Raw genomic sequence first — 23,998 nt, 5'->3', positions numbered from 1 at the left:
TGACATGGCCGTCATCAAAGTGAGAAAAACAGGTGAAGTGATTACAGGAGAGGAGAATGTGCGCGCCTTTTTAAACAGCCAAGGCGTCCTGTACGAGCATTGGGACATTGCCAAACTGCCGGAGCATTTGCGCGACAAATACGTGCTCACCGATGAAGAGAAAAATGAAATTTTGGCGGCGTTCAAAGATGAAATTGAAGACTTGGCGGCGCGCCGCGGCTACAAAACATGGGATATCGTCGCTCTGTCCGATGCGACGCCGAACTTGGATGAACTGCTGAAAAAATTTGAACAAGTGCACATCCATACGGAAGACGAAGTGCGCGCCATTACGGCCGGCCATGGCATTTTCATTATCAAAGGCGACAAAGAGACCGGCTATTTTGACGTCGAGCTGGAAGCCGGCGATGTCATTTCCGTGCCGGAAGGGAATCCGCACTACTTTACGCTCATGGACGACCGCCAAGTCGTAGCCGTCCGCCTGTTCATCGACCCGTCCGGTTGGGTCGCCCATCCGTATGAAGAGAAAGAAGAGGCTGTCCAATAATGAGAACACCCCGTTGCCAGGCAAGGCAGCGGGGTGTTTCGTTCTGTATGGAGAGGAGCGCTTGCCTCGATGACGGAAGGAGAGACCGCTAAAACGATTCGGTTAACAAAATCATAAACAAAATGCCGATAATAAAGGCGTACGTCGAGATCCGTTCGTTGCCGTCGCCATGGCTTTCGGGAATGAGCTCTTTGTAAATGATGAACAGCATCGCCCCGGCGGCAAACGCCAACCCGTATGGAACGAGGCCGCGGAAGAGAGAGGTTAAATAAAAGCCGAGCAAAGACGTCACAATTTCGACCGCGCCGGTTAACGTGGCAATGACAAACGCTTTAAAGCGGCCAATCTGCTGATTGACTAAAAACAAGGCGACCAAAAATCCTTCCGGCGCGTTTTGCAAGCCGATGGCCAACGCGATCAAATTGCCGATTTGCGAAGCGCCGTCTGAGGCGTAGCTCACCCCGACTGACAGCCCTTCGGGGAGATTGTGCATCGCAATGGCGGCGATGATGAGCATCGCCTTCTCGTCGAATTGCAAGCCGCTTTTCGTATGCTCCAAGTCGATATGGGGGACGGTCATCTCAAGCAACGTTAACACGAGCACCCCCGCCGCCAATCCGATGGCGAGCGCCTCAAAACCGCCGGACCGCAGGGCCTCGGGAATAAGACTTGTCATCGAGGCCGCCATCATAATGCCGGCTGAAAACGCGAGGAGCACATCGCGCCAGCGGTGAGTGAGCGATTTGGCCATAAACAAAATCGGCACAGCGCCAAGTCCGGTCGATAAGGCGGACAGCACACTGCCGGTCAATACCTCGTTCATCCAATTCCCCCTTCATCAGCCTTTATTTTTTCATATGCGCCGTTTCCACAAATGTGACAATCGCCCAAGCGCTGCCCTATCACAAAATTATCATAGCGAAAGGAACGGCCGCTGGCGAGAAAAATGGACCAGCGCCTGGCAAAAACGGTTGCCTGCCTGTTTGCTGTTCAAGTATAATGCAAGTAAGAAATGGTTAAATGCAAAGGGTTGGATGGCATGGAACAAAAAGAGCAAGAACTCGAGCAATCGCTAAAGTTGTTTATCGTATTGTCGCGGGCTTACCGCGCCGTAAGCGACCAAGTGAACAAATCAATCCACTCATTCGGGGTCAATCCGACCGAATTTGCCGTGTTAGAATTGTTATACCATAAAGGGGATCAGCCGCTCCAGCAAATTGGCGAAAAAATTTTGCTGGCGAGCGGGAGCATCACCTACGTCATTGACAAACTGGAAAACAAAGGATTGATCGTCCGCCGCGCCTGCGAAAAGGACCGGCGCGTCACGTACGCGTCCATTACAGAAGAGGGGCGGCGGTTTATTGAGCGCGTATTTCCCGAGCATGCGGAAAAAATTCACGAAACGGTTTCGGCGCTGACGGCGGCAGAAAAAGAGCAGGCGATTGCGCTGCTGAAAAAATTAGGATATGGGGCAAAAACAAGGGGCTGACGCGAGGTCGGCCTCTTTAATTTTGCCGGAAATGGATACGTTATATAAAGAACATACCATAGCCAGCAAAAAAGGAGAGATCACCATTGATGGTTCCAGTAGGGGTATCGAATCGCCACATTCATTTATCAAAAGAACACATGGCGGCGCTGTTTGGCGAAGGCGCCGAGCTGACGGTGCTCAAGCCGTTGTCGCAGCCTGGCCAGTTCGCCGCCAAGGAAACGGTGACGGTCGAAGGGCCGAAAGGGAAAATTGAAAACGTCCGCGTCCTCGGACCGGTCCGTTCGCTCACCCAGCTTGAAATTTCGAAAACCGACAGCTTCAAGCTCGGCGTCGCGCCCCCGGTCCGCTTATCCGGTGATATTGACGGAACGCCGGGCATTACGATTCACGGACCGAAGGGGACGGTGACCGTCGACAAAGGGGTGATCATTGCCAAGCGCCACATTCATATGACGCCGAAAGATGCCGAGACGTTTGGCGTCCGCGATAAACAAGTGGTGAAAGTGAAAACGCAAGGGGAGCGGGCGCTCATTTTTGACGAAGTGATCGTCCGCGTCAGCGAAGATTTTGCGTTAGATATGCACATTGACACCGATGAAGCGAACGCGGCCGGCTTGAAAACGGGCGATTATGTCGAACTGCTTCCATCGTGAAACCATCCGCGCCAAAGGCGGACAAAGCACCCTCTCGGTACAAACGAGAGGGCGCTTCCCATTAATGCGGCCGCTTCTTCTCTGATGCTAGTGTGCCGACAAGATGAAACGGCGCATCACGCCGAATGGCGTCAATGACGCCGCTGCTGATTTCTTGATGGGTGAGCCAACGCGTGCTGTGCTCTTCGATCACGAAGCCAAGCTGAATTTGCCGGTACAGGCAAGCGGAAGACAAACGGAGTTCCCGCTTTGCCTCGGCCGGATGGGCCCGGCTGCCGGGCACGTGGAACAGACGCCAAGGACCGGGATGTCTGCTATTTTCCCGGATGATGGCCGGAAACGCCTGTTTCCCATCGCTGTGCACCCATGCGACAACAAGGTCGAAGGCTCTGTTTTCATTGATTGTTTGGTGAATCAAGGAACATAGTACATCATGATCGCGATAATCGACCAAAAGCGGGGTAATGGCCTCCAGATGTGCGGCGCGGGCGATGAGCCGTTCCATCCGTTCCCTGTTCCGGGCGACGATGGATACATGGTACCCTTCTCGCACGAGCCAAAGCGACACGTCGGTTAACATGCCTGTCCCACCGATGACGAGTGCGTGCATGGTGGTTCTCCTTTCGGATTAATGCGATGCTCCTTTCAAATAGCGGTCAAACCAGTCGACGATATGGCGAAGACGCTCAAGCCGAAGAGCAGGGTTGCCGGTGCGCGACAAATCGTGGTTGGCGTCCGGAAAGCGGACGAGCTTTGTTTCCCGCCCGAGCTGCTTTAAGGCGACAAACAGCTGTTCGGCCTGCTCAATCGGGCAGCGGTAATCGCGTTCGCTGTGCAAAATCAAAAGCGGTGTGCGCATGTGTTTGACGTATTTGAGCGGCGAATGATGCCAAAGCCGCTCAGCGTCTTCCCAAACGTCGCAGCCGACTTCCCATTTCGTGAAAAAGTAGCCGATGTCGCTCACGCCAGAGAAGCTGAGCCAGTTGGAAATCGAACGTTGAGTGACAGCCGCTTTGAATCGGTCGGTATGCCCAACGATCCAGTTCGTCATAAATCCGCCGTAGCTGCCGCCGGTGACGCCAAGCCGTTCTTTGTCAATAAAGTCGAACTTGCTGATGGCGGCGTCGACGCCAGCCATAATGTCTTCATAATCCATGCCGCCATAGTCGCCGCGCACCGCATTGACAAACGACTGGCCGTATCCGTGGCTGCCGCGCGGGTTCGTAAACAGCACGGCATAACCGGATGAAGCGAGCAGCTGCAATTCATGGAAAAACGTAAATCCATACATCGCATGCGGCCCGCCGTGAATTTCGACGACAAGCGGCGCCTTTTCCCCTTCGTCAAGCTCAGGCGGTTTCATGATCCAGCCTTGAATCTCCAAACCGTCCGCCGATCGATACGTAAACGGTTCGGCAGCGGCGAAGGCCACTTCATGTTCAAGCGCTTCATTGGCACGCGTAAGCCGCGTTTTCGTTCCGTCTTCAAGCGAGATTATATACAAATCGCCAATGACCGTCGGCTCGCTCATGGCGGCGATGGCTTGCTGTTCGCTTGGGTGGATGGCTAAACCGTATAAATGGAAGTTGCCTTCGATCACCGGAACGATCGGGCCGTCGAGCGGGACGAAATACAAGTTGACGCGTCCGCGCTCCGAGGCGGTGACATACAGGCCGCTTCCGTCGCTCGCCCAAATCGGTCCCGGCCCTTTCGCATCAGCGTGTGTGTCGCCGACCATGGCATCGCCGAGATGGACATCCCAATCGGCGGTCAACACCCGCTTCGTTCCACGCTCCGGCTCAAAGACGTAAAGCCGGTGAAGCGTAGCCCCGAGATAAGCAAGATCATGGCCGATGGCGGCGAGCTTCGTTCCGTCCGGCGACCAGGCGAGCGAAGCGAATGTGCCGCATCCGTTCGTCAAGTTCGTTTCTGTTTTTTTCTCGAGATCGAGCAAAATGATGTCGCGGGTAAAGGCGGTGTCCGGATCCTCGTTTCGGTTGGCGACAAAGGCGAGCGTCCGTCCGTTTGGCGAAATCGCAAACGAACCGATTTCCTCCTCGCGGCCCGTCAACGCTTCGCTTTTTCCTGACAGCACATCGATGCGCGTGAGCACCGCCCGTTTGCCGTCAAGAAAACCCGACGCGTCTGATTTGTAATACAGCCGCTCGACTACGCGCGGTTTCAGGTCGGCTCGCTTCACTTCTGCCTTTTCCGGTTCTTCGCGGTCTTCAATCGTTTCATCATCGCCAAGCGTCGTTAGGGCGATGAGAAACGTCCCGTCCGGCGACCAAACGTAATCGCGCACACCGTTTTTGAAAAACGTCAGTTGGCGCGCCTCACCGCCATTGGCGGGCAAAAGCCAAAGCTGTGTGCGTCCGGAGCGGTCAGATAAAAAGGCGATCATTTCACCTCTTGGGGAAAAACGCGGCTTCATGTCGCGCCAGCGGCCGAACGTCCATTGACGGACGGAGCCGTCTGCCGCCCATATCCATAAATGGGAGCGGTATTGTTTTTCCTCATCAATCGATTTTTCCACAAACACGGCGCGCGTCCCGTCCGGCGCGTAGTGCGGGTCGCGCACCGAGCGAAGGCGAAGCAAATCTTCCGCCGTTATGCCGCGGTGTTTTGTCGGTTGTTCGTTGTTGTTCATCAGTTGGCCCCCTCTTTCTTTTAAGTAAAATGGAACTACATTGTATATTTCGTCTTCCGAAAGACAAGATCCTGCCTAAAACAGAAAAAACGAACGCCCCCATAATGGACGTTCGCTTTTTGGCTATGCCGATAATTTTTGTTTTTCTTTCGCCTGCTGTGCCGCTTTTTTTACTTGCGGATAGAAGATTAGGCCGCTAGCGAGCAGGACAACACCGAGTAGGAAGGTTTTGATGTCTGCCGTGCCAGCGATAACGACCCAGATCGAATACACCGTCGCTAAGGCCGCAATGATTCCGTCAACCATCCGCTCGCGCGCCTCCATGTACGTTTCGCCGGTGAGCGTGAGTTTCAACTGAAAGACGGAAGAGATCAAATACGGGATGAGGTAGGCGAGCGTAGCGATGTAAATGACAAAATCGAACGCTGCCGCCATCGAATGGGAAATGGTCGAGAAAATGAACAGCTGGGCTAATGCATTCGATAGCGTCAACGAGAAGCTTGGCACGTTTTTCTTGTTTTCTCTCAAAAAGGCCGGCAGAAACAGCCCTTGTTTCGCCGCCTGGTACGGCACCTCAGCGCTCAGCAAGATCCAGCCGAGCGTCGAGCCGAGCAGGCTAATGAGCCCAAGACCAGCCAACACGTAGCCGCCCGCCGGTCCGACGATGGCATTGATGGCATCAACGAGCGGTTTTTCCGATTGAATCAGTTCGCGTTGCGGCAAGACGCCCATTACCAAAAAGCTGATGCCAATATAAATGGCCAAAGCGATCAAAAGACCGGCGATCGTCGCCCGTTTTACGTCCGCTTGTTTGCGCGCGCGGGAAGCGAACACCATCGCCGATTCAACGCCGACAAACGCCCAGAGTGTCGATAACGCGGCGTTGTTGATTTGTCCAAGCAAACCGATCGGCTGTCCGTTCCCGTCATAGCGAGGGGCATCAAGCGGGCCGATGACCGCTTTGTCAAAGGCAAACAAGGCGATGACGATAAATAGGAAAAAGCCAAGCACTTTGGCCGCGGTGGCGACAAAATTCAGCTTGCCAGCGCCTTCTACACCGCGCAAAATGATGATATGCATCCCCCAAAGAAGCGCCGTGCAGACGAGAAACGTCAACAAGTTCCCAAGCTTCAAGGTGAACGACCCGGCGGTGAACACCGTTTGGCCGCTTGTCAGCACCGGGAAAAACGTCGACAAGTAGCTTGCAAATGTTGTAATGATCGCGACGTTGCCGGCAAAGTTGCCGACCCAGTAGCCCCATGATGACATAAAGCCGGATAAAATCGACAAGTTCGAACCTTTCGGAAACAGCTCCTTCGCGTAAATTTGCGGTCCGCCGCCTAAGTCGGGCTTGCGGATTGCCAAGTTGCCAAACACAAGCGCCGTCATGAGGACACCGGCTCCGGTCAGCAGCCAGGCGAGCATCACGCCGATGGGGCTCGAAGCCTCCGCCAACGAGCTCGGCAGCATGAAAATGCCGGAACCAACCATATTGCCCACGACAAGCGCGGTTAACACCCAAATGCCAAGTTTTCGTTGCTGATCCAAGGTCAAAACGCTCCTTTCAAAAAAAAGAAAGCACCCGCGCCTCTTCAGCGGGTGCATGATTCGCATCCAACTGAATGGCGATAGCGCTCCATCGCCCAAGGGCGATGGCAGTCCTGCGCCTGTTCGGACGCAGGCCCAGCTTGCGCCGCCGGAGCGCGCCGCAAACTTCGGCGGTGAACCCTTTCCCGCTGCATCATCGACCGCTCCGAGCCTCGACAGCGCTACTTTTGTTCACCGCAACCTCTATCCCATTGAAGTGGAGAGGGGGTATATCGTTGTCGACATTATATTACTCAATTCGACAAAAAACGTCAATATGTTTTTGGAAAATACAGAAGATGGGACGAGATTCCCAATCCATGGCCGCTATTTATAGGGGGAAGAGGGCGCGAATGGGAATATGATTTGTTTTTGAAAAATAGAAATGGTTGCGAAGATCAAGATCATGATAGTTGCCTTCTTTTTCTATGAGGAAATAAAATGGAAATTTGTTCAGAGAATGGTTCATCACTAAAAACTAAAAGATGTACTTGCACTAGCCATTAAAGTATGTTAGCTGTTTCTAACCGAACCCGAAATGCAAAACGTTGGATATTTCTGTATCCGTATCCCCGACGTTTGATCCGCTTAATCTTGTTATTCGTTTCCTCCATTTTCCCATTCGAATAAGACGATAAAATGCATGATATGATTTCGTCTGTTCGTTTGACGAGTGATTTTGCGATGGCTCGCACAACTGAACAAGAACAAAACGAATAACGATGAATCCAAGCCTCCAATTGTTCCAGATTTTGCACATTCTTTCGGAACGTTTGCACGCTCTCTCAGATAAAGATTTCCAACGCGCCTGATGGACCGATGGAAAAGAGAAAGCGCAAAATTTTGGTGAAGAGCCTTTTTATGCGCATATATGGGTGGTTTTTATATATTATGCAAAGGTTGCGAAATATGAGTGAAATGATTAGTATAATTTGTGGTGATGAACCCAGAGAATAGGAAATCGAGAAGGATTTTGAGGATTCATGGCGAATAAACAGTAGGTCGGCTAAGTGATGAAAAAATGTAAAAATGAAAGGAAAGAAGGGACAGAGCATGAAGTTTTCCGAATTTCGTTACGAGCGGCCGGACATCGCTCAATTGCAAGCATCGTTTCAAGAAGCGCTTGATTCGTTCCGCCGTGCCGGGAGCGCCGCCTTGCAGCACGAGGCGATGAAGCGGATCAATGCACTGCGCCGCCGCTACAGCACGATGGCGAACCTTTGCCACATCCGCCATACGATTGATACAAACGATGAATTTTATAAACAAGAACAGGACTTTTTCGATGAAACCGAGCCGGTCGTCAAGGGGCTCGTCAACGATTATTACCGCGCGCTTGTTTCCTCGCCGTTCCGCGCTGAATTGGAACAAGTGTGGGGAAAACAGCTGTTTGCGTTGGCGGAAACGCAACTGAAAACATACGCGCCGGCGGTTGTCGAAGACTTGCAAAAAGAAAACAAGCTGGCCAGCGAATATACCAAGCTCATTGCATCGGCGAAAATCATGTTTGAAGGAGAGGAGCGGACGCTCGCCCAGCTGCAGCCGTTTGTCGAGTCGCCGGACCGCACGATGCGCCAACGGGCGAGCGAAGCGCGGTTTTCGTTTTTCACGGACCACGAAAAAGAGCTCGATGAGCTGTATGATGAGCTCGTCCACGTCCGCACAGCGATCGCCCGGAAGCTTGGGTTCAAAAACTTTGTTGAGCTCGGCTATGCCCGTTTAGGACGGACCGATTACAATGCCGACATGGTTGCAGGCTATCGCCAGCAGGTAAAAACGCACATCGTCCCGCTCGCGTCCAAGCTGCGCGAGCGCCAGCGGCAGCGCATCAAGGTCGAGAAGCTCTACTATTACGACGAACCGTTTATGTTTCCAACCGGCAACCCGGCGCCAAAAGGCGATGCCAGCTGGATTGTCGAAAACGGCCGGCGCATGTATGAAGAGCTGTCGCCGGAAACCGGCGAGTTTTTCCGCTATATGGTCGAACACGAATTGATGGACCTCGTCGCCAAAAAAGGGAAGGCGGGCGGCGGCTATTGCACGTATATCGATGATTACAAGGCGCCGTTTATTTTCTCGAACTTTACCGGCACATCCGGCGACATTGACGTATTGACCCATGAAGCCGGACATGCGTTCCAAGTGTATGAAAGCCGTCATTACGACATTCCGGAATACAACTGGCCGACGCTTGAGGCGTGTGAAATCCATTCGATGAGCATGGAGTTTTTCACCTGGCCGTGGATGGAGCTGTTTTTCGCCGACGACGCCGACAAATACCGGTTCGCCCATTTGAGCGACGCGCTCTTGTTTTTGCCGTACGGCGTGGCGGTCGATGAATTTCAGCACGCGGTCTACGAGAACCCGGATATGACGCCAGCGGAGCGGAAGAGTGTCTGGCGCAGCATCGAAAAAGCGTATTTGCCGACAAGAGACTACGCCGGCCATGACTACCTTGAGCGCGGCGGGTTTTGGCAGCGGCAAGGGCATATTTACACCGATCCGTTTTATTACATCGATTACACCCTTGCGCAAGTGTGCGCGTTTCAATTTTGGAAGCGGGCGCAAGACGACCTGGCTGCGGCGTGGCGTGACTATGTGGCGCTTTGCCGATTGGGCGGCAGCCGGCCGTTCACCGAGCTCGTCAAAAGCGCCAACCTCGTGTCGCCGTTTGCTGACGGGGCGGTCGCTTCGGTCGTCGGCCATATCGAGCGGTGGTTGGACAGTGTCGATGACAAAGCCTTGTAAAAAGAAGCAAAGAAGGCGGGCGGGAACAGCACCGCCCTGCTTTTCTTTATCATCTCGCGCCGAGAAGACCCCCACTTCCACGTGTTGGGCGGGGATGGCTTGGTTGACAGCCTGCTGTGGGGCGGGTGTTTCCAACAATCTCTCACCTCAAAGCTCAAGCGTAGGTGGGAGAGCGTTCAATTTGAAAACTTCTATCAAACTGGGGAAAAGGGGGAAAACGATGATCCGTAAAGCCACATGGGTCGACGCACTGGCCATCGCTTCGGTCCACGTCGAAAGTTGGAAGACGACGTACAGCGGCATCGTGCCGGACGCGTACTTGGAGACGTTGGCAGTGGGAGAAAAACAAACGTTATGGGAGAAGGTGCTCCGCCAATCGGACCATTCCGTGTTTGTCGCCGAGGAAAACGGACGCGTCGTTGGATTCGTCTCCGGCGGACCAAATCGGGCAGCCGACGGTCTGATAGCGAAGTATGACGGGGAGCTGTATGCGATTTATTTGCTTAAAGAGGTGCAAGGAAAAGGGCTCGGCCGGCAACTCGTTCAAGCGTTGATCCGCCATTTGGCGCAAAAAGGCATTCATTCGCTGGTCGTCTGGGTGCTTGCCGACAATCCGTCACGCGGTTTTTACGAACGGCTTGGCGGTGAAAAACTGGCCGAGGAAAGGGTGGAAATCGGTGGAAAAGCATTATGGGAGTGGTGCTACGGCTGGCGAGACGTCCAATTGATGGAACAGTAGGTGGACTGCCGAACCGTCGGCAGCTTAAAAAATGTATTTTGTGAGTGATTACTCACTACTATGCAAAGAGGAGAAAAGCAATGACCGCCAATCCATGTATTCAAGTCGAGCGTGTCTCCAAACGGTTTGGAAAAAAGTGGACATCCACGATGTGTCGTTGGATGTCCGCGCGGTGCTCGCCAACCGCTACACCTTTGTGAAAACGTATTTGCCGGCGATTCGCGTGCTTTGGCAGGAGGTTGCCTTTCATTCCGAGATTAAACAGTGCTTTCAACGCGTGTTTACAGAGCACGTGTATCCAAAATTCGCCCGCATTGTCCGCCATTTTCAAGAGAAAGGGGAGTTGGCCGAGCTGCCGGTTGATTCGGTCATCCGCTTGACGATCACATCGCTCGCCGGCTTTTTGGCCGCCCGCTTTCTCCTTTTGCCTGACCACCATTGGGACGATGAGGCGGAAATGGAGCGGACGATTCACGTGTTGATGAACGGTCTGCGGCGCTAGACGGCCGGCTTCCGCGTGGGAGCCGGCCTAGCCGTTTTTCTTGGCATAATCGAGGATGGCTTTGGCAAAGTGTTTAAAATCATCGAGATGGTGGTCGATGATGGCTTGTAAAATGCCAAGGTTCAGTTGTTGGTAGTTGTGAACGGCGATGTTGCGGAATCCGACCATCGCCTTCATCTTTTTGCTTACGGAAGGGGAGATGACCCCATGTTCTTCGAGGAGAGCGAACGCATCGCGGCTATGCTGCGGCAGTCCGAATTTCTGCTCGGCCACGATATGCATGGCCAAATCGATGCATGCCTCGCACGCCCGCTGTAAATTGAGAATGATCGAGTCTTGTTTTGTATAATTTTGTAAATTTTGGGGGTCGTGGTCATATTCTTCGTCAATTCGTTTCAGACATCGTTCAATGATGCTGACCTTATTCAAAATCACATCATGTTTCATACACCGACCCACTTTCTGCAATTCGTTTTAATACTGGCGCCCTCTCTTCATTCAGCTTTGCATACATTTTCAACGTTTTCATTTCAAACTCCATTCGTTTCCGTTCGTCGCAACAATCGATCACCTTTCCGCTCGAGACGACTTGCGCTTGAAACACGGTGCTGGCTTGGCGCAAATCGACAAGATCGACATCTCGCCCTAACTTGTCAGCCAAATGCCCCGCGAGCCGAAACAGCTCATACGGATCATGCGGTTCGCCGTCGCTGACAAAGGCGATATCGACATCACTGTCCGGGCGCATCGCCCCACGGGCGGCTGAACCGAACAGGTAGATGACGAACGGGTGAAGAGCCGGGCGGAGCGTCTGAATGATGATCGTCTCCATTTCGTTTGGCAATCGCGATGCCCCCTTGCGTTTTTCTTCATTATAGCAAAATCTTAATAGCAAAATCTTATTGTTCTTGGCGAAAAGATGGAAAAAGAAAAAGGGATGGCGATGATGCGCCAATCCCTCTGAGCGAAAGAAGCAGGGGCTGATTGATTCATTTCCTCCTTACATACAAACTTCGGGGCGGCTCTTTTTGCTGCTCTTCCCTAAAACACTTCCTCACCCCGAAAACGGGATGGGGCGATGTTCGAGTCATTCGGGTGATGGATGATATAGGTGTGCGCGTTGGGCGTTACGCCACAATTAGGCGATTTCCGCCACAATGGCATTGTCCTTGACATCGATACGGATCGCACGCACCGATTGATCCGCGTCAAGCAGGCAGTCGGCGATGTTGTCTTCGACATGCTCTTGGATGACGCGGCGGAGCGGGCGGGCGCCAAAGGCCGGATGGTAGCCGAGTTCGGCCAGTTTTTCTTTCGCCGCTTCGGTCACTTCGAGTTCGATGCCTTGTTCGCGCATCGCCGCTTTGACATCGGCGAGCATCAGGTCGACGATCTCAAGCAAGTGCGTTTTTTCAAGCGGCTTGAACTCGATGATGGCGTCGAAGCGGTTCAAAAATTCCGGCTTGAAGTAGGCGCTCAAAGAGTCAAGGACGCTTGTTTGCCCGTTGCCCTCTTTTTCAAAGCCGACGGTGATTTTTTTGTCGGTCACACCGGCGTTGCTTGTCGCGATGATGACCGTGTCTTTGAAGCTGACGGTGCGGCCTTGGCTGTCGGTTAAGCGGCCGTCTTCCAAAATTTGCAGGAAGATGTGCTGCACATCCGGGTGCGCTTTTTCAATCTCGTCAAGCAAGATGATGCTGTACGGATTGCGGCGTACTTTTTCCGTCAGCTGGCCGGCTTCTTCAAAGCCGACATAGCCCGGCGGCGAACCGATCAGCTTCGAGACGGAATGTTTCTCCATGTATTCGCTCATATCGAGGCGAATCATGGCGTCTTTTGTGCCAAACAGCTCCTCGGCGAGCGTTTTGGCGAGCTCCGTTTTCCCGACGCCGGTCGGGCCGACGAACAAGAACGAACCGATCGGGCGGTGTTTCGCTTTCAAGCCGGCGCGGCTGCGGCGAATGGCTTTGGCGACTTTTTTCACCGCTTCCGCTTGGCCGATCACTTTTTTCGCCAAGTGTTCTTCGAGATGTTTCATTTTTTCTTTTTCATCGGCTTGCAGCTTGCCGACCGGGATGCCGGTTTTCTCGGCGATGATTTGTTCGATGTCGGCGGCATCGACGACAGGGCGTTCTTGGTTGACGCCTTGCTCGAGTTGTTTTTCGAGCTTCAGCTCTTCATCGCGCAGTTTCGCCGCCAATTCGTAGTTTTCTTCTTTCGCCGCTTGTTCTTTTTCTTTCGCGATTTGGATCAACCGCTCTTGCAGTTGTTTTTCATCGGTCGGACCGAGGCGCAAGTTCGCTTTCGAGCCGGCCTCGTCAAGCAAGTCGATGGCTTTGTCCGGGAGGAAGCGGTCTTGAATGTAGCGGTGCGACAGTTTCACGCACGCTTCGATCGCTTCATCCGTATAGCGGACATGGTGGAATTGTTCGTATTTCGGCTGGATGCCTTTTAAGATGGCGATCGCTTCCTCAACGGTCGGCTCGTGGACGATGACCGGTTGGAAGCGGCGCTCAAGAGCCGCGTCTTTTTCAATTTGCCGGTATTCTTTGAGCGTCGTCGCCCCAACGACTTGCAGTTCCCCGCGGGCGAGCGCCGGTTTTAAAATATTGCCGGCGTCCATCGAGCCTTCAGCGGCGCCAGCGCCGACGAGCAGGTGGATTTCGTCAATGAACAAGATGATGTTTTTCCGCTCTTGCAATTCGGCGATGAGCCGTTTCATCCGCTCTTCAAATTGACCGCGGATGCCGGTGTTGGCGACAAGCGACGCCACGTCAAGCAAGTACACGTCTTTGTTCAATAGTTTTTCCGGCACTTGCCCTTCGGCGATTTTCAGCGCCAGCCCTTCAACGATGGCTGTTTTCCCGACGCCCGGCTCCCCGATCAACACCGGGTTGTTTTTGTTGCGGCGGTTTAAAATTTCGATCACGCGGGCGATTTCTTTGTCGCGGCCGATGACCGGATCGATCAAGCCCGCTTTCGCCATTTGCGTCAAGTTGCGGCCGAATTGATCCAAAAATCCACCGCCATGGCTTTGCGGGCGCTTCGCCATCGTTTTCGGCGCGCTCATTCCGGCGTTGGCGGCTGTGAACGGGCTAGTAAAGAAGTCATCAAAGGAAAACGGTGAAAAGCCGAAGTTCATCGGAATGGACAGTTGTTGTTTTTGCTTTTCATAGCATTCATGGCACAGGTGAAGTTGTTGTTTTTCCCCGTTCCATTGCAAGTTGACAAACACTGTTGCTTCACGTTGTTGGCATGCTTGGCATAGCATGAGACATACCCCCTTTTCTCTTATTCGGGATTTGACTTTGACTTTCTTTGACCTTCCGACTTTATTATACTTTGACCTTTTTTGACTTTCAAGTGTTTTGTACAAAAAAATTGTGATAACGATGAAATGTTTTTGAAAAAATGGTGAATACTAATGTAGGTGCGGCAAAACTATGATAAAGTGAAAAACAGAAAAAGAGGCGGAAAAGACTCCGTCTTTGGTGCTCATGATGATCATGAATTTGAAGGAAAAAGGAGAAAGGTGAAGATGAGAAGACAGGTTGGTTTCGCGTTTGCTGTTGTACTTTTGGGGATGATGATCATGGCTGCTTGTACAAATCACAACAAGCAAGCCGAGACGCCGGCCGTGCTTGACGTGAAAATCGATGCGCCGGATCATATCGATTTGAACAAACCGACCAAGCTCGCCTGCGTCGTGACGTACGGCGGCGAAAAAGTAGACGATGCGAACGAAGTCAAGTTTGAAGTATGGAAGCATGGAAGCGACGAGCGGGAAATGCTTGAAGCGAAGCATGACGGCGACGGCCGATACTCGGTGGAAAAAACGTTCACCGAAGCGGGAACATATTCGGTCGTCGCCCATGTGACGGCGCGCGACATGCATAACATGCCGAAGAAAGATATTGTCGCCGGCAGCCCGGAACAGGCGGCGACGGCCGACGGTGCGCGCGAAAATTCCCAAGGCAGTGCTGAAGAACACCATCATGGCGCCGTCGCCATTTCGCTGTCGTCCCGTTCGTTCGAAGCCGGAAAACCGGCGGCGTTGACCGTCCGCCTCTCCAAAGATGGGAAGCCGTTGACAGGTGCGACCGTTCGTTTTGAGATTTGGCAGGCGGACAATAAGCATGAATTTGTCGATGCAAAGGAAAAAGGAAACGGCGAGTACGAAGCCATGGCCACGTTTGCCAACAAAGGAACGTATTCGGTGAAAGTGCACGTCGAAGGAAGCGGCGGGCTGCACGAACATCAAGTCGAACACGTGACGGTTCATTGATGGAAACGCGATTTCACATCGCATGCCATATTAATGAAGAGAGTTTGCGGTGTGTGAGAAGGCATCTTGTCTCGGATGCCTTCTTTTTTCGTTCTGTCGTCTTTCTTGTCCATGCCGGACATATACATATATATGGAAAAGCAACGGACAAGAGAGGGAGATGGAGGATTTGGGCAAGAGACACGAGTGGTCGGAGGCGTGGCAAATCGCTGCTGTTTACGTTGGAACGGTGATTGGGGCAGGATTTGCGACCGGAAGAGAGATTATGGAATTTTTCACTCGTTATGGGACGGCTGGAACGGTGGGCATCATCATCAGCGGTTGTTTGTTTATATGGGGCGGCGCGCGCCTAATGGTGATGGCGCGCCGCATTGGAGCCGCGTCATATGATGAATTGAATCGCTATTTGTTCGGGAACATGTTGAGCCCGTTTGTGACGCTCGTGATGACGGTGATGATCGCGGGGGTGACGGCGGTGATGATCGCCGGGGCGGGTGCCGTGTTTGAAGAGCAGATCGGCTGGCCGAGGCAGGCGGGCGTCACGCTGACGCTCGGGTTGGCGCTTTTGGTCATGCTGCTTGACCGCAAAGGATTGTTTGGCGTCAACGTGTTCGTCGTGCCGATGATGATGATCTTGAGCGTTGCCGTATGGATCAAAATGATGATGGCTGGCGACTTATGCCGACCGGATATAGCGGCATCGGATTATTCACTGAAGGCAATGTTGTCCCCGTTTTCGTATGCGGCGTTTAACTTGGCGATGGCGCAAGCGGTGTTGGTGCCCGTTGCCCGCGAAGCGGCCAGTGAGCGGGCGGTGAAGCGCGGGGCGATGTTGGGTGGGGGGATCCTAACAGGGTTGTTGCTTCTCAACCATATTGTGTTGCTGTCGTTTCCGCAAAAGGATGGTTACGATATTCCGATGGCCGAAGTAGTTCGTGCGTTTTTTGCCATGCTGTATTGGTTGTATGTCGTCGTCATTTACGGAGAAATTTTTACCTCGGTCATCGGCGGCTTGTTTGGGCTTGCCCGTCAAGCGCGCATTTGGGTGCCGATCAGTGGAAAAGGGATCGGCGTGCTGCTCGTGTTGGTGTTTACCGCGGTCAGCCCGTTTCGCTATGGGGAGTTGTTGTCGTTTCTTTATCCGCTGTTTGGCTACATGAGCCTGATGTTATTGTGGCTCCTTTGGCGCCGCAAGCTGCCGCGTTAGCAAACAGGCCCTTTCGCTTTCCCTGCCTCTTCTGTTCTGGTGCGGGGGGTGAAAGGGCTTATTGTTTTTCCGTACACCGCCCACCCAATAGGCATTCCCTCGCTTTCATTGCATTTCGCAAAACGGGGGCTTTTTTCGAGATGGTCCTCCCGCATGCGGATGTTGAAAGCATGATTACGAGCGAAAACGGGCGATCATCGCTTCCAAATTGCGGGCTGCGGCGGCCAGGGCGTCAGCTTCTCCCGCCAGTTCATGAAGAGCGAGTGTTTGCCGCTCGAGCCCCGCCGCCGTCTCTTGCACCATATCGGAAAAGTCCGCCGTTTCTGTCACTTTTTTCAACGCTCGTTTCGACCGACGCTGTTTCGTCAGTTCGCTCATAGACGATTCTCCTTTTTTCATTTGTCTATTTTCAATAATATATAGAAGATTTTGTCGAATCAATAGGATGAAAGGGGGATGCATAAAAATATCGATCGGTTGGGAGACTATGCCGTAAACGGAAAGGCGAGGGGATGTTCGTGGGTTTATTCTCATTTTGGAAAAAAAAGAAAAAACGCCCCCCTCAGCGGCCCATTTCGCAGCTTTGGGAAACGCTGCGGCAATCGAGCGATTTTGTCGAAGTGTCGTTTGTTGTGGGAGGCAAGGAGCTGTCGATTTATTATTTTGATTCACTCGTCGATCCGCAAGTGCTGCAAGAGCGGATTCTTTGCCATTTGCAAAACGACATTCCAAACCATCCAACTGTCCGTTTGGAAGACTTGCAGCAAATCGTGCCGATTCAGCGCATTGAGGTGAGCGAAGATACGGCACTGATTGAAGAGAAGGTGCTGAAAGGGTTTGTCGCGGTCACCTTCCGCGAGCAGCCAAACAAAGCGGCGCTCATGAGCGCCGCCGCCGAAAATTTAGGGCTTCGGGAAAACAATGATTCGGAAAACGAATTCAGCGTCGTCGGACCGAAAGTCGGATTTGTGGAAAACGTCGGGGTCAACTTGCATCTCATCCGCCGGCAAGTGGTGACGCCGAATCTTGTCTTTCGGGAAATGTCGATTGGTTCGGTGTCGAAAACGAAAGTGGTCATCGCCTACATCGATGGCGTCGCCAATCCGGAAGTCGTTCAAACGGTGACGCAGCGGCTTGAGTCCATTCATTTTGACGTCGTGTTTGACAACGCCATTTTGGATCAGCTGCTTGCGGACAATTCACGGACGCCGTTTCCTCTTTTTATCTCGACCGAGCGGATCGACCGGACCATCTATGCGCTTGTGTCGGGTCAGGTGGCCATTTTTTGCGACGGCTCCCCGTATGCCGTGATTGGCCCCGCCGCTCTTTTCGATTTTTTTACGTCGCCGGAAGACTATTATTTGCCATGGGTGCTCGGCACGTTTTTCCGGCTCATCCGGTTTTTCGGCGTTGCGTTCTCGGTGTTGGCGTCGCCGATTTATGTGGCGGTGCTGACGTATCATTATGAAATGATTCCCGAAGACTTGCTCGGCCCGATCATTTATTCCCGCTCGAACGTGCCGTTCCCTCCGGTGCTCGAGGTGCTGTTTTTGGAAATTACGATTGAGCTGTTGCGCGAGGCCGGGGCGCGGCTGCCGACGAAAGTCGCACAAACGCTCGGGATTGTCGGCGGGATTGTCATCGGGCAAGCAACCGTTGATGCCGGGCTGACGAGTACGATTTTGTTGATTGTCGTCGCGTTGGCGGCGCTCGCTTCGTTTACAACGCCGATTTTCAAAATGTCCAACACGATCCGGTTCATTCGGTTTCCGTTTATTTTGTTTGCTGCATGTTGGGGCGGGATCGGCATTATCTTTGCCGTCTGCGGGCTGCTCATTCATTTAGGGCGGCTGCAGTCGTTTGGCTATCCGTATTTGCTGCCGTTTTATCCATTTCGTGTGCGCAGCTTCCGCGATACATTCGTTCGTTCGCCATACAGTGAAACGGCGGAGCGGCCGATGTTTCTTCGTCCGCGGTCGCGGTTTCGTTACGATCCGAATGCGGCGAAGCAAAAACGCGATATTGATGAGTAAGGGGGATCGTGATGAGGCGTGGGCTTCTATGGCTCGGTGCGCTGCTGTTGCTTGGCGGCTGCGCCAGTTCGCGGCCGATTGATGAAATTCAAATTATCCAACAGATGGGGTATGATTTCGAGAACGGCCGCTACACGGGCACCGCGGTGTACCCGACGTTCAAGCAAGGGCCGATGACAAAGCCGAATATGCTGACGACGACGTCGCCGACGGTCTACGACTTGATTCCGCGCCTGTCATCGAAATCCGCGCTGCCGGTTGAGGAAGGGCAGCTGCGCTTGATTTTGTTCGGCAAGGAGTTTGCCAGGCGGGGGGTGACGCAAATTACGCACAGCCTCGCGCGCAACAACAAAGTCGGCAGTCATTTGCTGCTTGGCGTGGCGGAAGAAAGCGCGAAGGAGCTGCTGAAAATCGCGGCGAACACGACGCTGAGCGATACGTTGTATTTGCCGAATCTGGTGGAGCAGAATGAGCAGTCGATGAACTTGCCGAAAACGAATTTGCACTTGTTTTTGTATCGCTATTTTTCCCCAGGCAGCGATCCGTTTTTGCCGTATTTTGAGAAAAAAGGAGATTTCGTCAAGCTTGAAGGGGTCGCGTTGTTTCGCGACGACCGATACGTGGGGCATGTGAGTTTGCGTGATTCGTTTTTAATGAAAATTTTGCTTGGAGAAACGAAAAACGGCGTCTACCAGCTGAAGATTGGGAATCGCGGGAAACAGGGCGAGGATCGGGTGATGCTGCAAAACTTATGGGCGAAGTCGAAATATGAATGGAAGCGTGATGGAAGCCGCCATGTGCTTGATGTGTTCGTCCATATCCATGCGTCGGTGCGGGATTACCCGTCATGGCTCGATCAGCCGGATCAAGATTTGTTTGCTGATGTGAAGAAAAAAATGCAAAACGAATTGGAGCATAATATGCGTCGGTTATTCCGTTATTTTCAGAAAAAACGGATTGACCCGCTCGGCATCGGCGATTTTGTTCGCGGTGTGACAAGACATTGGGATTCCGACGCGTTTTACCGTGAATACCCGGATCTAGACATCCGCCCGCACGTCACGGTGGATATCGTCCATACCGGTATTGGCGAATAAGACGGGGAACATGAGGAGGGATTAGGATGAAGCAGGCCATTCAGGAACGGTTTCTCATCTCCCCGTTTCTTGTGTTTTTTGTCATTCATGCTACGCAAGTTGGGGTCGGGGCACTCAATTTTCAGCGTCCACTGATGAAAGAGGTGGGGCAGGATGCCTGGATGGCAGTCTTAATGGCCGGGCTGTCGGCGCACGTGTTGATTTGGCTCATGTATCGGCTGCTGTCGCATTTGCCATCAGGCGGAGACCTCGTGTCGCTTCATGAACAGTACTTCGGGCGGTGGATCGGCGGGGTGCTGAGCCTTGGACTTCTTTTTTACTACGCGTTGGCGGCGTTTATGGTGCTTCAATCATACATTGAAATCATTAAAGTATGGGTGTTCCCGTTGATGGGGGTGTGGCAGTTCAGCCTTATGTTTTTGCTGATGACGTATTATGTCGTCTCCGGCGGGTTTCGCGTCGTTGTCGGCTTATGCGTTTGGGGGGTGGTGACTCCGCTGTTGACGATTTTTCCGATGGTTTTCTTTCCGCTTGAGTATGCTCAATACCGGAATTTATTGCCGGTGTTCGACCATTCGTTTGGGCAATTGGCAAAAGCATCGAAAGAGATGGTGCTGCCATATTTAGGGTTTGAAATGCTGCTGATGTATTACCCGTTTTTAAAACAGGCTCCGTCCTCGCAAAAGTGGGCGCATGCGGCCAACGCGTTTACGATGTTCATTTATTTTGTTTTGATCCTTATCTCCATCGTGTTTTATAACAAAGAGCAAATTCAGCATATTACATGGCCGACGCTGACGATGGCCAAAATTCCGGAAGTGCCGTTTATCGAGCGGATGGAGTATATTGTCATCTCGATTTATGTGCTCGTTGTGTTCCCGATCATCGCGGTCTCTATTTGGGCGGCGACGCGCGTGATCAAACAGCTGTTTGCTGTTCAGCAGCGCCGTTCGCTTCCGGTGTTGCTCGCTTGCTTGTTTGTCGGGGGAATGTTTTTTCAGGAGAAGACACATATTGAGCAGTTGACGGAATGGACAGCGAAGGCGGGATTTTATCTTGTCGCGGTGTATGTTCCGCTTCTGTATGTGTACGTATGGATGGCGGAAAAAGTGAAAAAGGCGCTACAACAAAAGCCATAAGTATGGTATAGTAAAGAAGAAAAACAGAAGAATCGCAATTCCGTACGCTTGTACGGGAGAGGTTTCTAGCAAAACCCTCTATAAAAAACTAGGGACGGCTGTATCCTAGGGGTATGGCCTTTTTTGTTTTGGAAACCTCTTCTTCTGCTGATTCAGAAGGAGGTTGATTGTGATGAAGATGAAGGAAGAAAAGGCGGTCGTCGTCTTCAGCGGCGGCCAAGACAGCACGACGTGTTTGGTTTGGGCGAAAGAGCAGTTTGGGGAAGTGGAAGCGGTGACGTTTGACTATGGGCAGCGTCATCGCCGCGAAATTGAAGTCGCTCAGACAATTGCCGCTGAGCTTGGCGTTCGCCATACGGTGCTCGATATGTCGCTGCTCGGGCAATTGGCGCCGAACGCCTTGACGCGTGATGATATCGCCATCGAACAAAAGGAAGGCGGGCTGCCGACGACGTTTGTGGACGGGCGCAATTTGTTGTTTTTATCATTCGCCGCGGTGTTTGCCAAACAACGGGGCGCGCGCCATCTCGTCACCGGAGTGTGCGAAACAGATTTCAGCGGCTATCCGGACTGCCGCGATGTGTTTATCAAATCATTGAACGTCACGCTGAATTTAGCGATGGATTACGAATTTGTCATTCATACGCCGCTCATGTGGCTGACGAAAGCGGAGACGTGGAAGCTCGCGGATGAGCTCGGGGCGCTCGAGTTCATTCGCACGAAGACGCTGACGTGCTATAACGGCATCATCGCCGACGGCTGCGGCGAATGTCCAGCATGCGTGCTGCGCAAGCGCGGATTGGATGACTATTTGCGGGAAAAAGCGGGGGTGGAGCGGCCATGATGCACCAGCTTTATCCGCAAGTGATGCACCCTTACCGCTATGAGCTGAACAAAGATATGCACATCGCCGCCGCCCATTTCATCCCGCACGAAGCGGCCGGGAGTTGCGCCAACGTGCACGGCCACACGTACATCGTCAATGTGACGATTGCTGGCGATGAGCTCGATGAAAGCGGATTTTTGGTCAATTTTCAAACGATCAAACAGCTTGTGCATGGAAAGCTGGATCATACGTTGCTCAATGACCATGCCGATTGCTTTGATGAAAACGACCCGAACCGGTTTCCGACGACGGAAGTGGTGGCGCGCACGATTTATGAAACGATTCAGCGCTATTTGGATACGCTGCCGCACAAGCCGACATGTTTGCAAGTGTTTGTCCGCGAAACGCCGACGAGCTATGTCGTCTACCGGCCGAAAGCGGGGGACCGGTAATGGCGCGCACGATTCCGGTGTTGGAGATTTTTGGTCCGACCATCCAAGGAGAGGGAATGGTGATCGGCCAAAAGACGATGTTCGTCCGCACAGCCGGCTGCGATTATCGCTGCCGCTGGTGCGATTCGGCGTTTACGTGGGACGGATCAGCGAAAGACGAGATCGAGCAGTTGACGGCAGACGACATTTGGCGGCGGCTTGAAGCCATGGGCGGCCGCCGCTTCCGCCACGTGACGATTTCAGGCGGCAACCCGCTTCTCATTGCCGCTCTTGGAGAGCTTGTCGCCCTTCTTCACGAAAAAGGGGTGCGCGTTGCGGTTGAAACGCAAGGGAGCCGCTGGCAAGACTGGCTGCTCGATGTAGACGATGTCACCATTTCCCCAAAACCGCCAAGTTCGGGGATGGACACCGACTGGTCGGCGCTCGATCAAATCATGGAACGGCTGCAGGCTGACCAAAGCCGGGGGCGGCGCATCAGCTTGAAAGTCGTCGTCTTTGATGACACCGATTTGGCGTATGCGAAAGAGGTGCACTGCCGCTACCCAGGTGTTCCGTTTTATTTGCAGACAGGAAACGCCGATGTGGCCGATTCAGATGTGGATGCACTCCGCGCGAAGCTTCTCCATCGGTTGGAATGGCTGGTGGAGCAAGCCGCCGATTCGGAGGAGCTGGCCGACGTCCACATCTTGCCGCAGCTGCACACGCTTCTTTGGGGAAACAAGCGTGGCGTGTAAAGCGGGGGTGCGGCCGCTCACGTTGCATGAATCAAAGGGAGGAATGAAGGAATGGCAGGAAGAAAAGAGGAAGAATTGAAAGACTTGACGCTGCTTGGCCATCAAGGGACAACGTATTCGTTTACGTACAATCCCAATCTTCTTGAAGTGTTTGACAACAAACATCCTGACCGGGATTATTTCGTGAAGTTCAATTGTCCGGAGTTCACTTCGCTATGTCCGAAAACCGGCCAGCCGGACTTCGCGACGATTTACATCAGCTACATCCCGGACAAAAAATGCGTCGAAAGCAAATCGTTGAAGCTGTATTTGTTCAGCTTCCGCAATCATGGCGACTTTCACGAAGACTGCGTCAACATCATTATGAACGATTTGATTAAAGTCATGGAACCGCGCTATATCGAAGTGTGGGGCAAATTCACCCCGCGCGGCGGCATTTCCATCGATCCGTACTGCAATTGGGGGCGCCCGGGGACAAAATACGAAAAAATGGCGGAATACCGGCTGCTCAACCACGACTTGTATCCAGAAAAAGTCGACAACCGCTAAACTACAAAAAAGAGGTAGTTTTTTCGCCAACACTCCTATATAATGGACAGTGAATGTTTGCCTTGGAGGTTTTGGCGTTGGAGCGAAGAACAGCTCTTTTGCTTGGGGCGAGCGGCTTGGTCGGCGGGGAACTGCTCAAGTTGCTGCTTGAGTCGGATTTGTACCGGCAAGTGACCATTTTTGTCCGCACCCCGCTGCCGATTAAACATGAAAAACTGCAGCAAGTCGTCGCCGATTTTGCGCGGCTTGAATCGTACGAACGATATTTTTATGTGGACGATGTGTTTTGCTGCCTTGGGACGACGCGCAAAAAGGCGAAAACAAAGCAGCAGTTCATTCAAGTCGATTATGAATATACGCTGCGCGCGGCGGCGCTGGCGGAAAAGTGCCGTGCGAAAAGCTTTTTGACCGTCTCTTCGGTCGGTGCCAACCCGTGCTCGCCGTTTTTTTACCAGCGCGTCAAAGGAGAGGTGGAAGAGGCGTTGCAGCGGCTTTCCATCCCATCGCTTCATATTTTCCGTCCATCGTTGCTCGTCGGCAAGCGTCGGGAGTTCCGCCTTGGCGAGATGCTCGCCGGGTGGCTGTTATGCCGGCTGCCGTTTTTGTTCGTCGGCAAATGGAAAAAATATAAGCCGGTTGACGCCCATCAGCTTGCTTTGGCGATGTTTTACCGGGCGGCGTCCGCAGCGAACGGCGTCCACATCTATGAATGTGATGAACTCGCCCGCATTTCGTAAACAAAAAAGAGGCTCTTGGCA

23 protein-coding genes, 2 pseudogenes and 1 riboswitch are annotated in these 23,998 nt (G+C 52.9%); of the genes and pseudogenes, 16 read left to right on the top strand and 9 right to left on the bottom strand.

The genetic code is table 11. The features are described from left to right. Positions 1-4: 4 nt before the first annotated feature. Entirely contained in the window at positions 5-547 is a 543-nt protein-coding gene (locus ETC02_RS09170; RefSeq protein WP_033011862.1) for a 1,2-dihydroxy-3-keto-5-methylthiopentene dioxygenase, read from the top strand. 88 nt (positions 548-635) lie between these two features. Here ETC02_RS09170 and ETC02_RS09165 read toward each other — a convergent pair whose 3' ends face one another. After that, positions 636-1,370: a ZIP family metal transporter gene (locus tag ETC02_RS09165; RefSeq protein ID WP_063211034.1), complete on the bottom strand. Its 735-nt coding sequence runs from the start codon at positions 1,368-1,370 to the stop codon at positions 636-638. Between the two features lie 216 nt (positions 1,371-1,586). Here ETC02_RS09165 and ETC02_RS09160 point away from each other — a divergent pair, with 216 nt between their 5' ends. Both ETC02_RS09160 and ETC02_RS09155 read left to right on the top strand, forming a co-directional pair. After that, the gene (locus ETC02_RS09160; RefSeq protein ID WP_014195273.1) at positions 1,587-2,036 is read left to right on the top strand and encodes a MarR family winged helix-turn-helix transcriptional regulator; all 450 of its coding nucleotides are present in this window, start codon (positions 1,587-1,589) and stop codon (positions 2,034-2,036) included. A gap of 89 nt (positions 2,037-2,125) precedes the next feature. Next, a complete protein-coding gene (locus tag ETC02_RS09155) occupies positions 2,126-2,692 on the top strand; it encodes a phosphate propanoyltransferase (RefSeq protein WP_033006192.1) in 567 nt (188 codons plus the stop codon). Between the two features lie 61 nt (positions 2,693-2,753). On the opposite strand, the gene ETC02_RS09150 is transcribed toward ETC02_RS09155, so the two are convergent. From ETC02_RS09150 to ETC02_RS09130, 4 genes and pseudogenes are all read right to left on the bottom strand, one after another. Further along, positions 2,754-3,302, bottom strand: a complete 549-nt coding sequence (locus ETC02_RS09150; protein ID WP_033011859.1) for a short-chain dehydrogenase — start codon at positions 3,300-3,302, stop codon at positions 2,754-2,756. Between the two features lie 18 nt (positions 3,303-3,320). Next, positions 3,321-5,342: a S9 family peptidase gene (locus ETC02_RS09145; protein ID WP_050368416.1), complete on the bottom strand. Its 2,022-nt coding sequence runs from the start codon at positions 5,340-5,342 to the stop codon at positions 3,321-3,323. A 123-nt stretch (positions 5,343-5,465) separates the two neighbouring features. Continuing rightward, a complete protein-coding gene (locus tag ETC02_RS09140) occupies positions 5,466-6,890 on the bottom strand; it encodes an amino acid permease (protein WP_171698220.1) in 1,425 nt (474 codons plus the stop codon). A gap of 73 nt (positions 6,891-6,963) precedes the next feature. Next, positions 6,964-7,144, bottom strand: a riboswitch (Lysine riboswitch). Between the two features lie 288 nt (positions 7,145-7,432). Beyond that, a pseudogene (locus ETC02_RS09130) lies at positions 7,433-7,684 on the bottom strand (transposase); the annotation flags it as partial. A gap of 298 nt (positions 7,685-7,982) precedes the next feature. Between ETC02_RS09130 and ETC02_RS09125 the strand changes: the two are divergent. From ETC02_RS09125 to ETC02_RS09115, 3 genes and pseudogenes are all read left to right on the top strand, one after another. After that, positions 7,983-9,677 (top strand): M3 family oligoendopeptidase, encoded by a 1,695-nt coding sequence (locus ETC02_RS09125; protein WP_050368419.1) that lies wholly within the window; start codon positions 7,983-7,985, stop codon positions 9,675-9,677. A gap of 220 nt (positions 9,678-9,897) precedes the next feature. After that, positions 9,898-10,416, top strand: a complete 519-nt coding sequence (locus tag ETC02_RS09120) for a GNAT family N-acetyltransferase (protein WP_050368420.1) — start codon at positions 9,898-9,900, stop codon at positions 10,414-10,416. A 163-nt stretch (positions 10,417-10,579) separates the two neighbouring features. Continuing rightward, positions 10,580-10,918: pseudogene (locus ETC02_RS09115) on the top strand (TetR/AcrR family transcriptional regulator); the annotation flags it as partial. Between the two features lie 27 nt (positions 10,919-10,945). Here ETC02_RS09115 and hepT read toward each other — a convergent pair. The 3 genes from hepT to ETC02_RS09100 all read right to left on the bottom strand — a co-directional run bounded on the left by hepT (position 10,946) and on the right by ETC02_RS09100 (position 14,189). After that, positions 10,946-11,365: a type VII toxin-antitoxin system HepT family RNase toxin gene (hepT, locus tag ETC02_RS09110; RefSeq protein WP_033005519.1), complete on the bottom strand. Its 420-nt coding sequence runs from the start codon at positions 11,363-11,365 to the stop codon at positions 10,946-10,948. Beyond that, positions 11,355-11,762, bottom strand: a complete 408-nt coding sequence (gene mntA, locus ETC02_RS09105; RefSeq protein ID WP_050368421.1) for a type VII toxin-antitoxin system MntA family adenylyltransferase antitoxin — start codon at positions 11,760-11,762, stop codon at positions 11,355-11,357. Before mntA ends, hepT begins: the two co-directional genes overlap by 11 nt. A 294-nt stretch (positions 11,763-12,056) precedes the next feature. Further along, on the bottom strand, positions 12,057-14,189 hold the full coding sequence (locus ETC02_RS09100; protein WP_171698219.1) for an ATP-dependent Clp protease ATP-binding subunit: 2,133 nt from the start codon (positions 14,187-14,189) through the stop codon (positions 12,057-12,059). Between the two features lie 267 nt (positions 14,190-14,456). On the opposite strand from ETC02_RS09100, the gene ETC02_RS09095 reads away from it, so the two are divergent. Further along, on the top strand, positions 14,457-15,203 hold the full coding sequence (locus tag ETC02_RS09095; RefSeq protein ID WP_033011882.1) for a FixH family protein: 747 nt from the start codon (positions 14,457-14,459) through the stop codon (positions 15,201-15,203). Positions 15,204-15,363: 160 nt separating this feature from the next. Continuing rightward, complete coding sequence (locus ETC02_RS09090; RefSeq protein ID WP_171698218.1) at positions 15,364-16,410, top strand: YkvI family membrane protein; 1,047 nt, start codon at positions 15,364-15,366, stop codon at positions 16,408-16,410. Between the two features lie 174 nt (positions 16,411-16,584). On the opposite strand, the gene ETC02_RS17500 is transcribed toward ETC02_RS09090, so the two are convergent. Next, a complete protein-coding gene (locus tag ETC02_RS17500) occupies positions 16,585-16,788 on the bottom strand; it encodes a hypothetical protein (RefSeq protein WP_198518521.1) in 204 nt (67 codons plus the stop codon). A 140-nt stretch (positions 16,789-16,928) separates the two neighbouring features. Between ETC02_RS17500 and ETC02_RS09080 the strand changes: the two genes are divergently transcribed. The 8 genes from ETC02_RS09080 to ETC02_RS09045 all read left to right on the top strand — a co-directional run bounded on the left by ETC02_RS09080 (position 16,929) and on the right by ETC02_RS09045 (position 23,977). Next, entirely contained in the window at positions 16,929-18,443 is a 1,515-nt protein-coding gene (locus ETC02_RS09080; protein ID WP_050368772.1) for a spore germination protein, read from the top strand. An 11-nt stretch (positions 18,444-18,454) separates the two neighbouring features. After that, complete coding sequence (locus ETC02_RS09075; RefSeq protein WP_050368426.1) at positions 18,455-19,540, top strand: Ger(x)C family spore germination protein; 1,086 nt, start codon at positions 18,455-18,457, stop codon at positions 19,538-19,540. Between the two features lie 26 nt (positions 19,541-19,566). Next, a complete protein-coding gene (locus tag ETC02_RS09070; protein WP_050368427.1) occupies positions 19,567-20,679 on the top strand; it encodes a GerAB/ArcD/ProY family transporter in 1,113 nt (370 codons plus the stop codon). 178 nt (positions 20,680-20,857) lie between these two features. Further along, a complete protein-coding gene (gene queC / locus ETC02_RS09065) occupies positions 20,858-21,523 on the top strand; it encodes a 7-cyano-7-deazaguanine synthase QueC (RefSeq protein ID WP_171698222.1) in 666 nt (221 codons plus the stop codon). Next, the gene (gene queD / locus ETC02_RS09060) at positions 21,520-21,957 is read left to right on the top strand and encodes a 6-carboxytetrahydropterin synthase QueD (protein ID WP_033011835.1); all 438 of its coding nucleotides are present in this window, start codon (positions 21,520-21,522) and stop codon (positions 21,955-21,957) included. The genes queC and queD overlap by 4 nt, the downstream gene beginning before the upstream one ends. After that, positions 21,957-22,691, top strand: coding sequence for a 7-carboxy-7-deazaguanine synthase QueE (queE, locus tag ETC02_RS09055; protein WP_050368429.1), 735 nt, complete (start codon positions 21,957-21,959; stop codon positions 22,689-22,691). Before queD ends, queE begins: the two co-directional genes overlap by 1 nt. Positions 22,692-22,742: 51 nt before the next feature. Beyond that, positions 22,743-23,240, top strand: coding sequence for a preQ(1) synthase (gene queF, locus ETC02_RS09050; protein WP_025948364.1), 498 nt, complete (start codon positions 22,743-22,745; stop codon positions 23,238-23,240). Between the two features lie 53 nt (positions 23,241-23,293). After that, the gene (locus tag ETC02_RS09045; RefSeq protein ID WP_050368430.1) at positions 23,294-23,977 is read left to right on the top strand and encodes an NAD(P)H-binding protein; all 684 of its coding nucleotides are present in this window, start codon (positions 23,294-23,296) and stop codon (positions 23,975-23,977) included. Positions 23,978-23,998: the final 21 nt, after the last annotated feature.

This window comes from Geobacillus sp. DSP4a (assembly GCF_013096875.1).
GTDB classification, from domain to species: Bacteria; Bacillota; Bacilli; order Bacillales; family Anoxybacillaceae; genus Geobacillus; species Geobacillus thermophilus.
Note: the sequence above shows the minus strand (reverse complement) of the source record. Positions and strands in the feature narration are given on the sequence as shown.

What these genes read in the sequence shown, in the direction of transcription:
- ETC02_RS09170 (WP_033011862.1), top strand. Translation starts at nt 5, where the DNA reads ATGGCCGTCATCAAAGTGAGAAAAACAGGTGAAGTGATTACAGGAGAG.
- ETC02_RS09165 (WP_063211034.1), bottom strand. Translation starts at nt 1,370, where the DNA reads ATGAACGAGGTATTGACCGGCAGTGTGCTGTCCGCCTTATCGACCGGA.
- ETC02_RS09160 (WP_014195273.1), top strand. Translation starts at nt 1,587, where the DNA reads ATGGAACAAAAAGAGCAAGAACTCGAGCAATCGCTAAAGTTGTTTATC.
- ETC02_RS09155 (WP_033006192.1), top strand. Translation starts at nt 2,126, where the DNA reads ATGGTTCCAGTAGGGGTATCGAATCGCCACATTCATTTATCAAAAGAA.
- ETC02_RS09150 (WP_033011859.1), bottom strand. Translation starts at nt 3,302, where the DNA reads ATGCACGCACTCGTCATCGGTGGGACAGGCATGTTAACCGACGTGTCG.
- ETC02_RS09145 (WP_050368416.1), bottom strand. Translation starts at nt 5,342, where the DNA reads ATGAACAACAACGAACAACCGACAAAACACCGCGGCATAACGGCGGAA.
- ETC02_RS09125 (WP_050368419.1), top strand. Translation starts at nt 7,983, where the DNA reads ATGAAGTTTTCCGAATTTCGTTACGAGCGGCCGGACATCGCTCAATTG.
- ETC02_RS09120 (WP_050368420.1), top strand. Translation starts at nt 9,898, where the DNA reads ATGATCCGTAAAGCCACATGGGTCGACGCACTGGCCATCGCTTCGGTC.
- hepT (WP_033005519.1), bottom strand. Translation starts at nt 11,365, where the DNA reads ATGAAACATGATGTGATTTTGAATAAGGTCAGCATCATTGAACGATGT.
- ETC02_RS09100 (WP_171698219.1), bottom strand. Translation starts at nt 14,189, where the DNA reads ATGCTATGCCAAGCATGCCAACAACGTGAAGCAACAGTGTTTGTCAAC.
- ETC02_RS09095 (WP_033011882.1), top strand. Translation starts at nt 14,457, where the DNA reads ATGAGAAGACAGGTTGGTTTCGCGTTTGCTGTTGTACTTTTGGGGATG.
- ETC02_RS09090 (WP_171698218.1), top strand. Translation starts at nt 15,364, where the DNA reads ATGGAGGATTTGGGCAAGAGACACGAGTGGTCGGAGGCGTGGCAAATC.
- ETC02_RS17500 (WP_198518521.1), bottom strand. Translation starts at nt 16,788, where the DNA reads ATGAGCGAACTGACGAAACAGCGTCGGTCGAAACGAGCGTTGAAAAAA.
- ETC02_RS09075 (WP_050368426.1), top strand. Translation starts at nt 18,455, where the DNA reads ATGAGGCGTGGGCTTCTATGGCTCGGTGCGCTGCTGTTGCTTGGCGGC.
- ETC02_RS09070 (WP_050368427.1), top strand. Translation starts at nt 19,567, where the DNA reads ATGAAGCAGGCCATTCAGGAACGGTTTCTCATCTCCCCGTTTCTTGTG.
- queC (WP_171698222.1), top strand. Translation starts at nt 20,858, where the DNA reads ATGAAGGAAGAAAAGGCGGTCGTCGTCTTCAGCGGCGGCCAAGACAGC.
- queD (WP_033011835.1), top strand. Translation starts at nt 21,520, where the DNA reads ATGATGCACCAGCTTTATCCGCAAGTGATGCACCCTTACCGCTATGAG.
- queE (WP_050368429.1), top strand. Translation starts at nt 21,957, where the DNA reads ATGGCGCGCACGATTCCGGTGTTGGAGATTTTTGGTCCGACCATCCAA.
- queF (WP_025948364.1), top strand. Translation starts at nt 22,743, where the DNA reads ATGGCAGGAAGAAAAGAGGAAGAATTGAAAGACTTGACGCTGCTTGGC.
- ETC02_RS09045 (WP_050368430.1), top strand. Translation starts at nt 23,294, where the DNA reads ATGTTTGCCTTGGAGGTTTTGGCGTTGGAGCGAAGAACAGCTCTTTTG.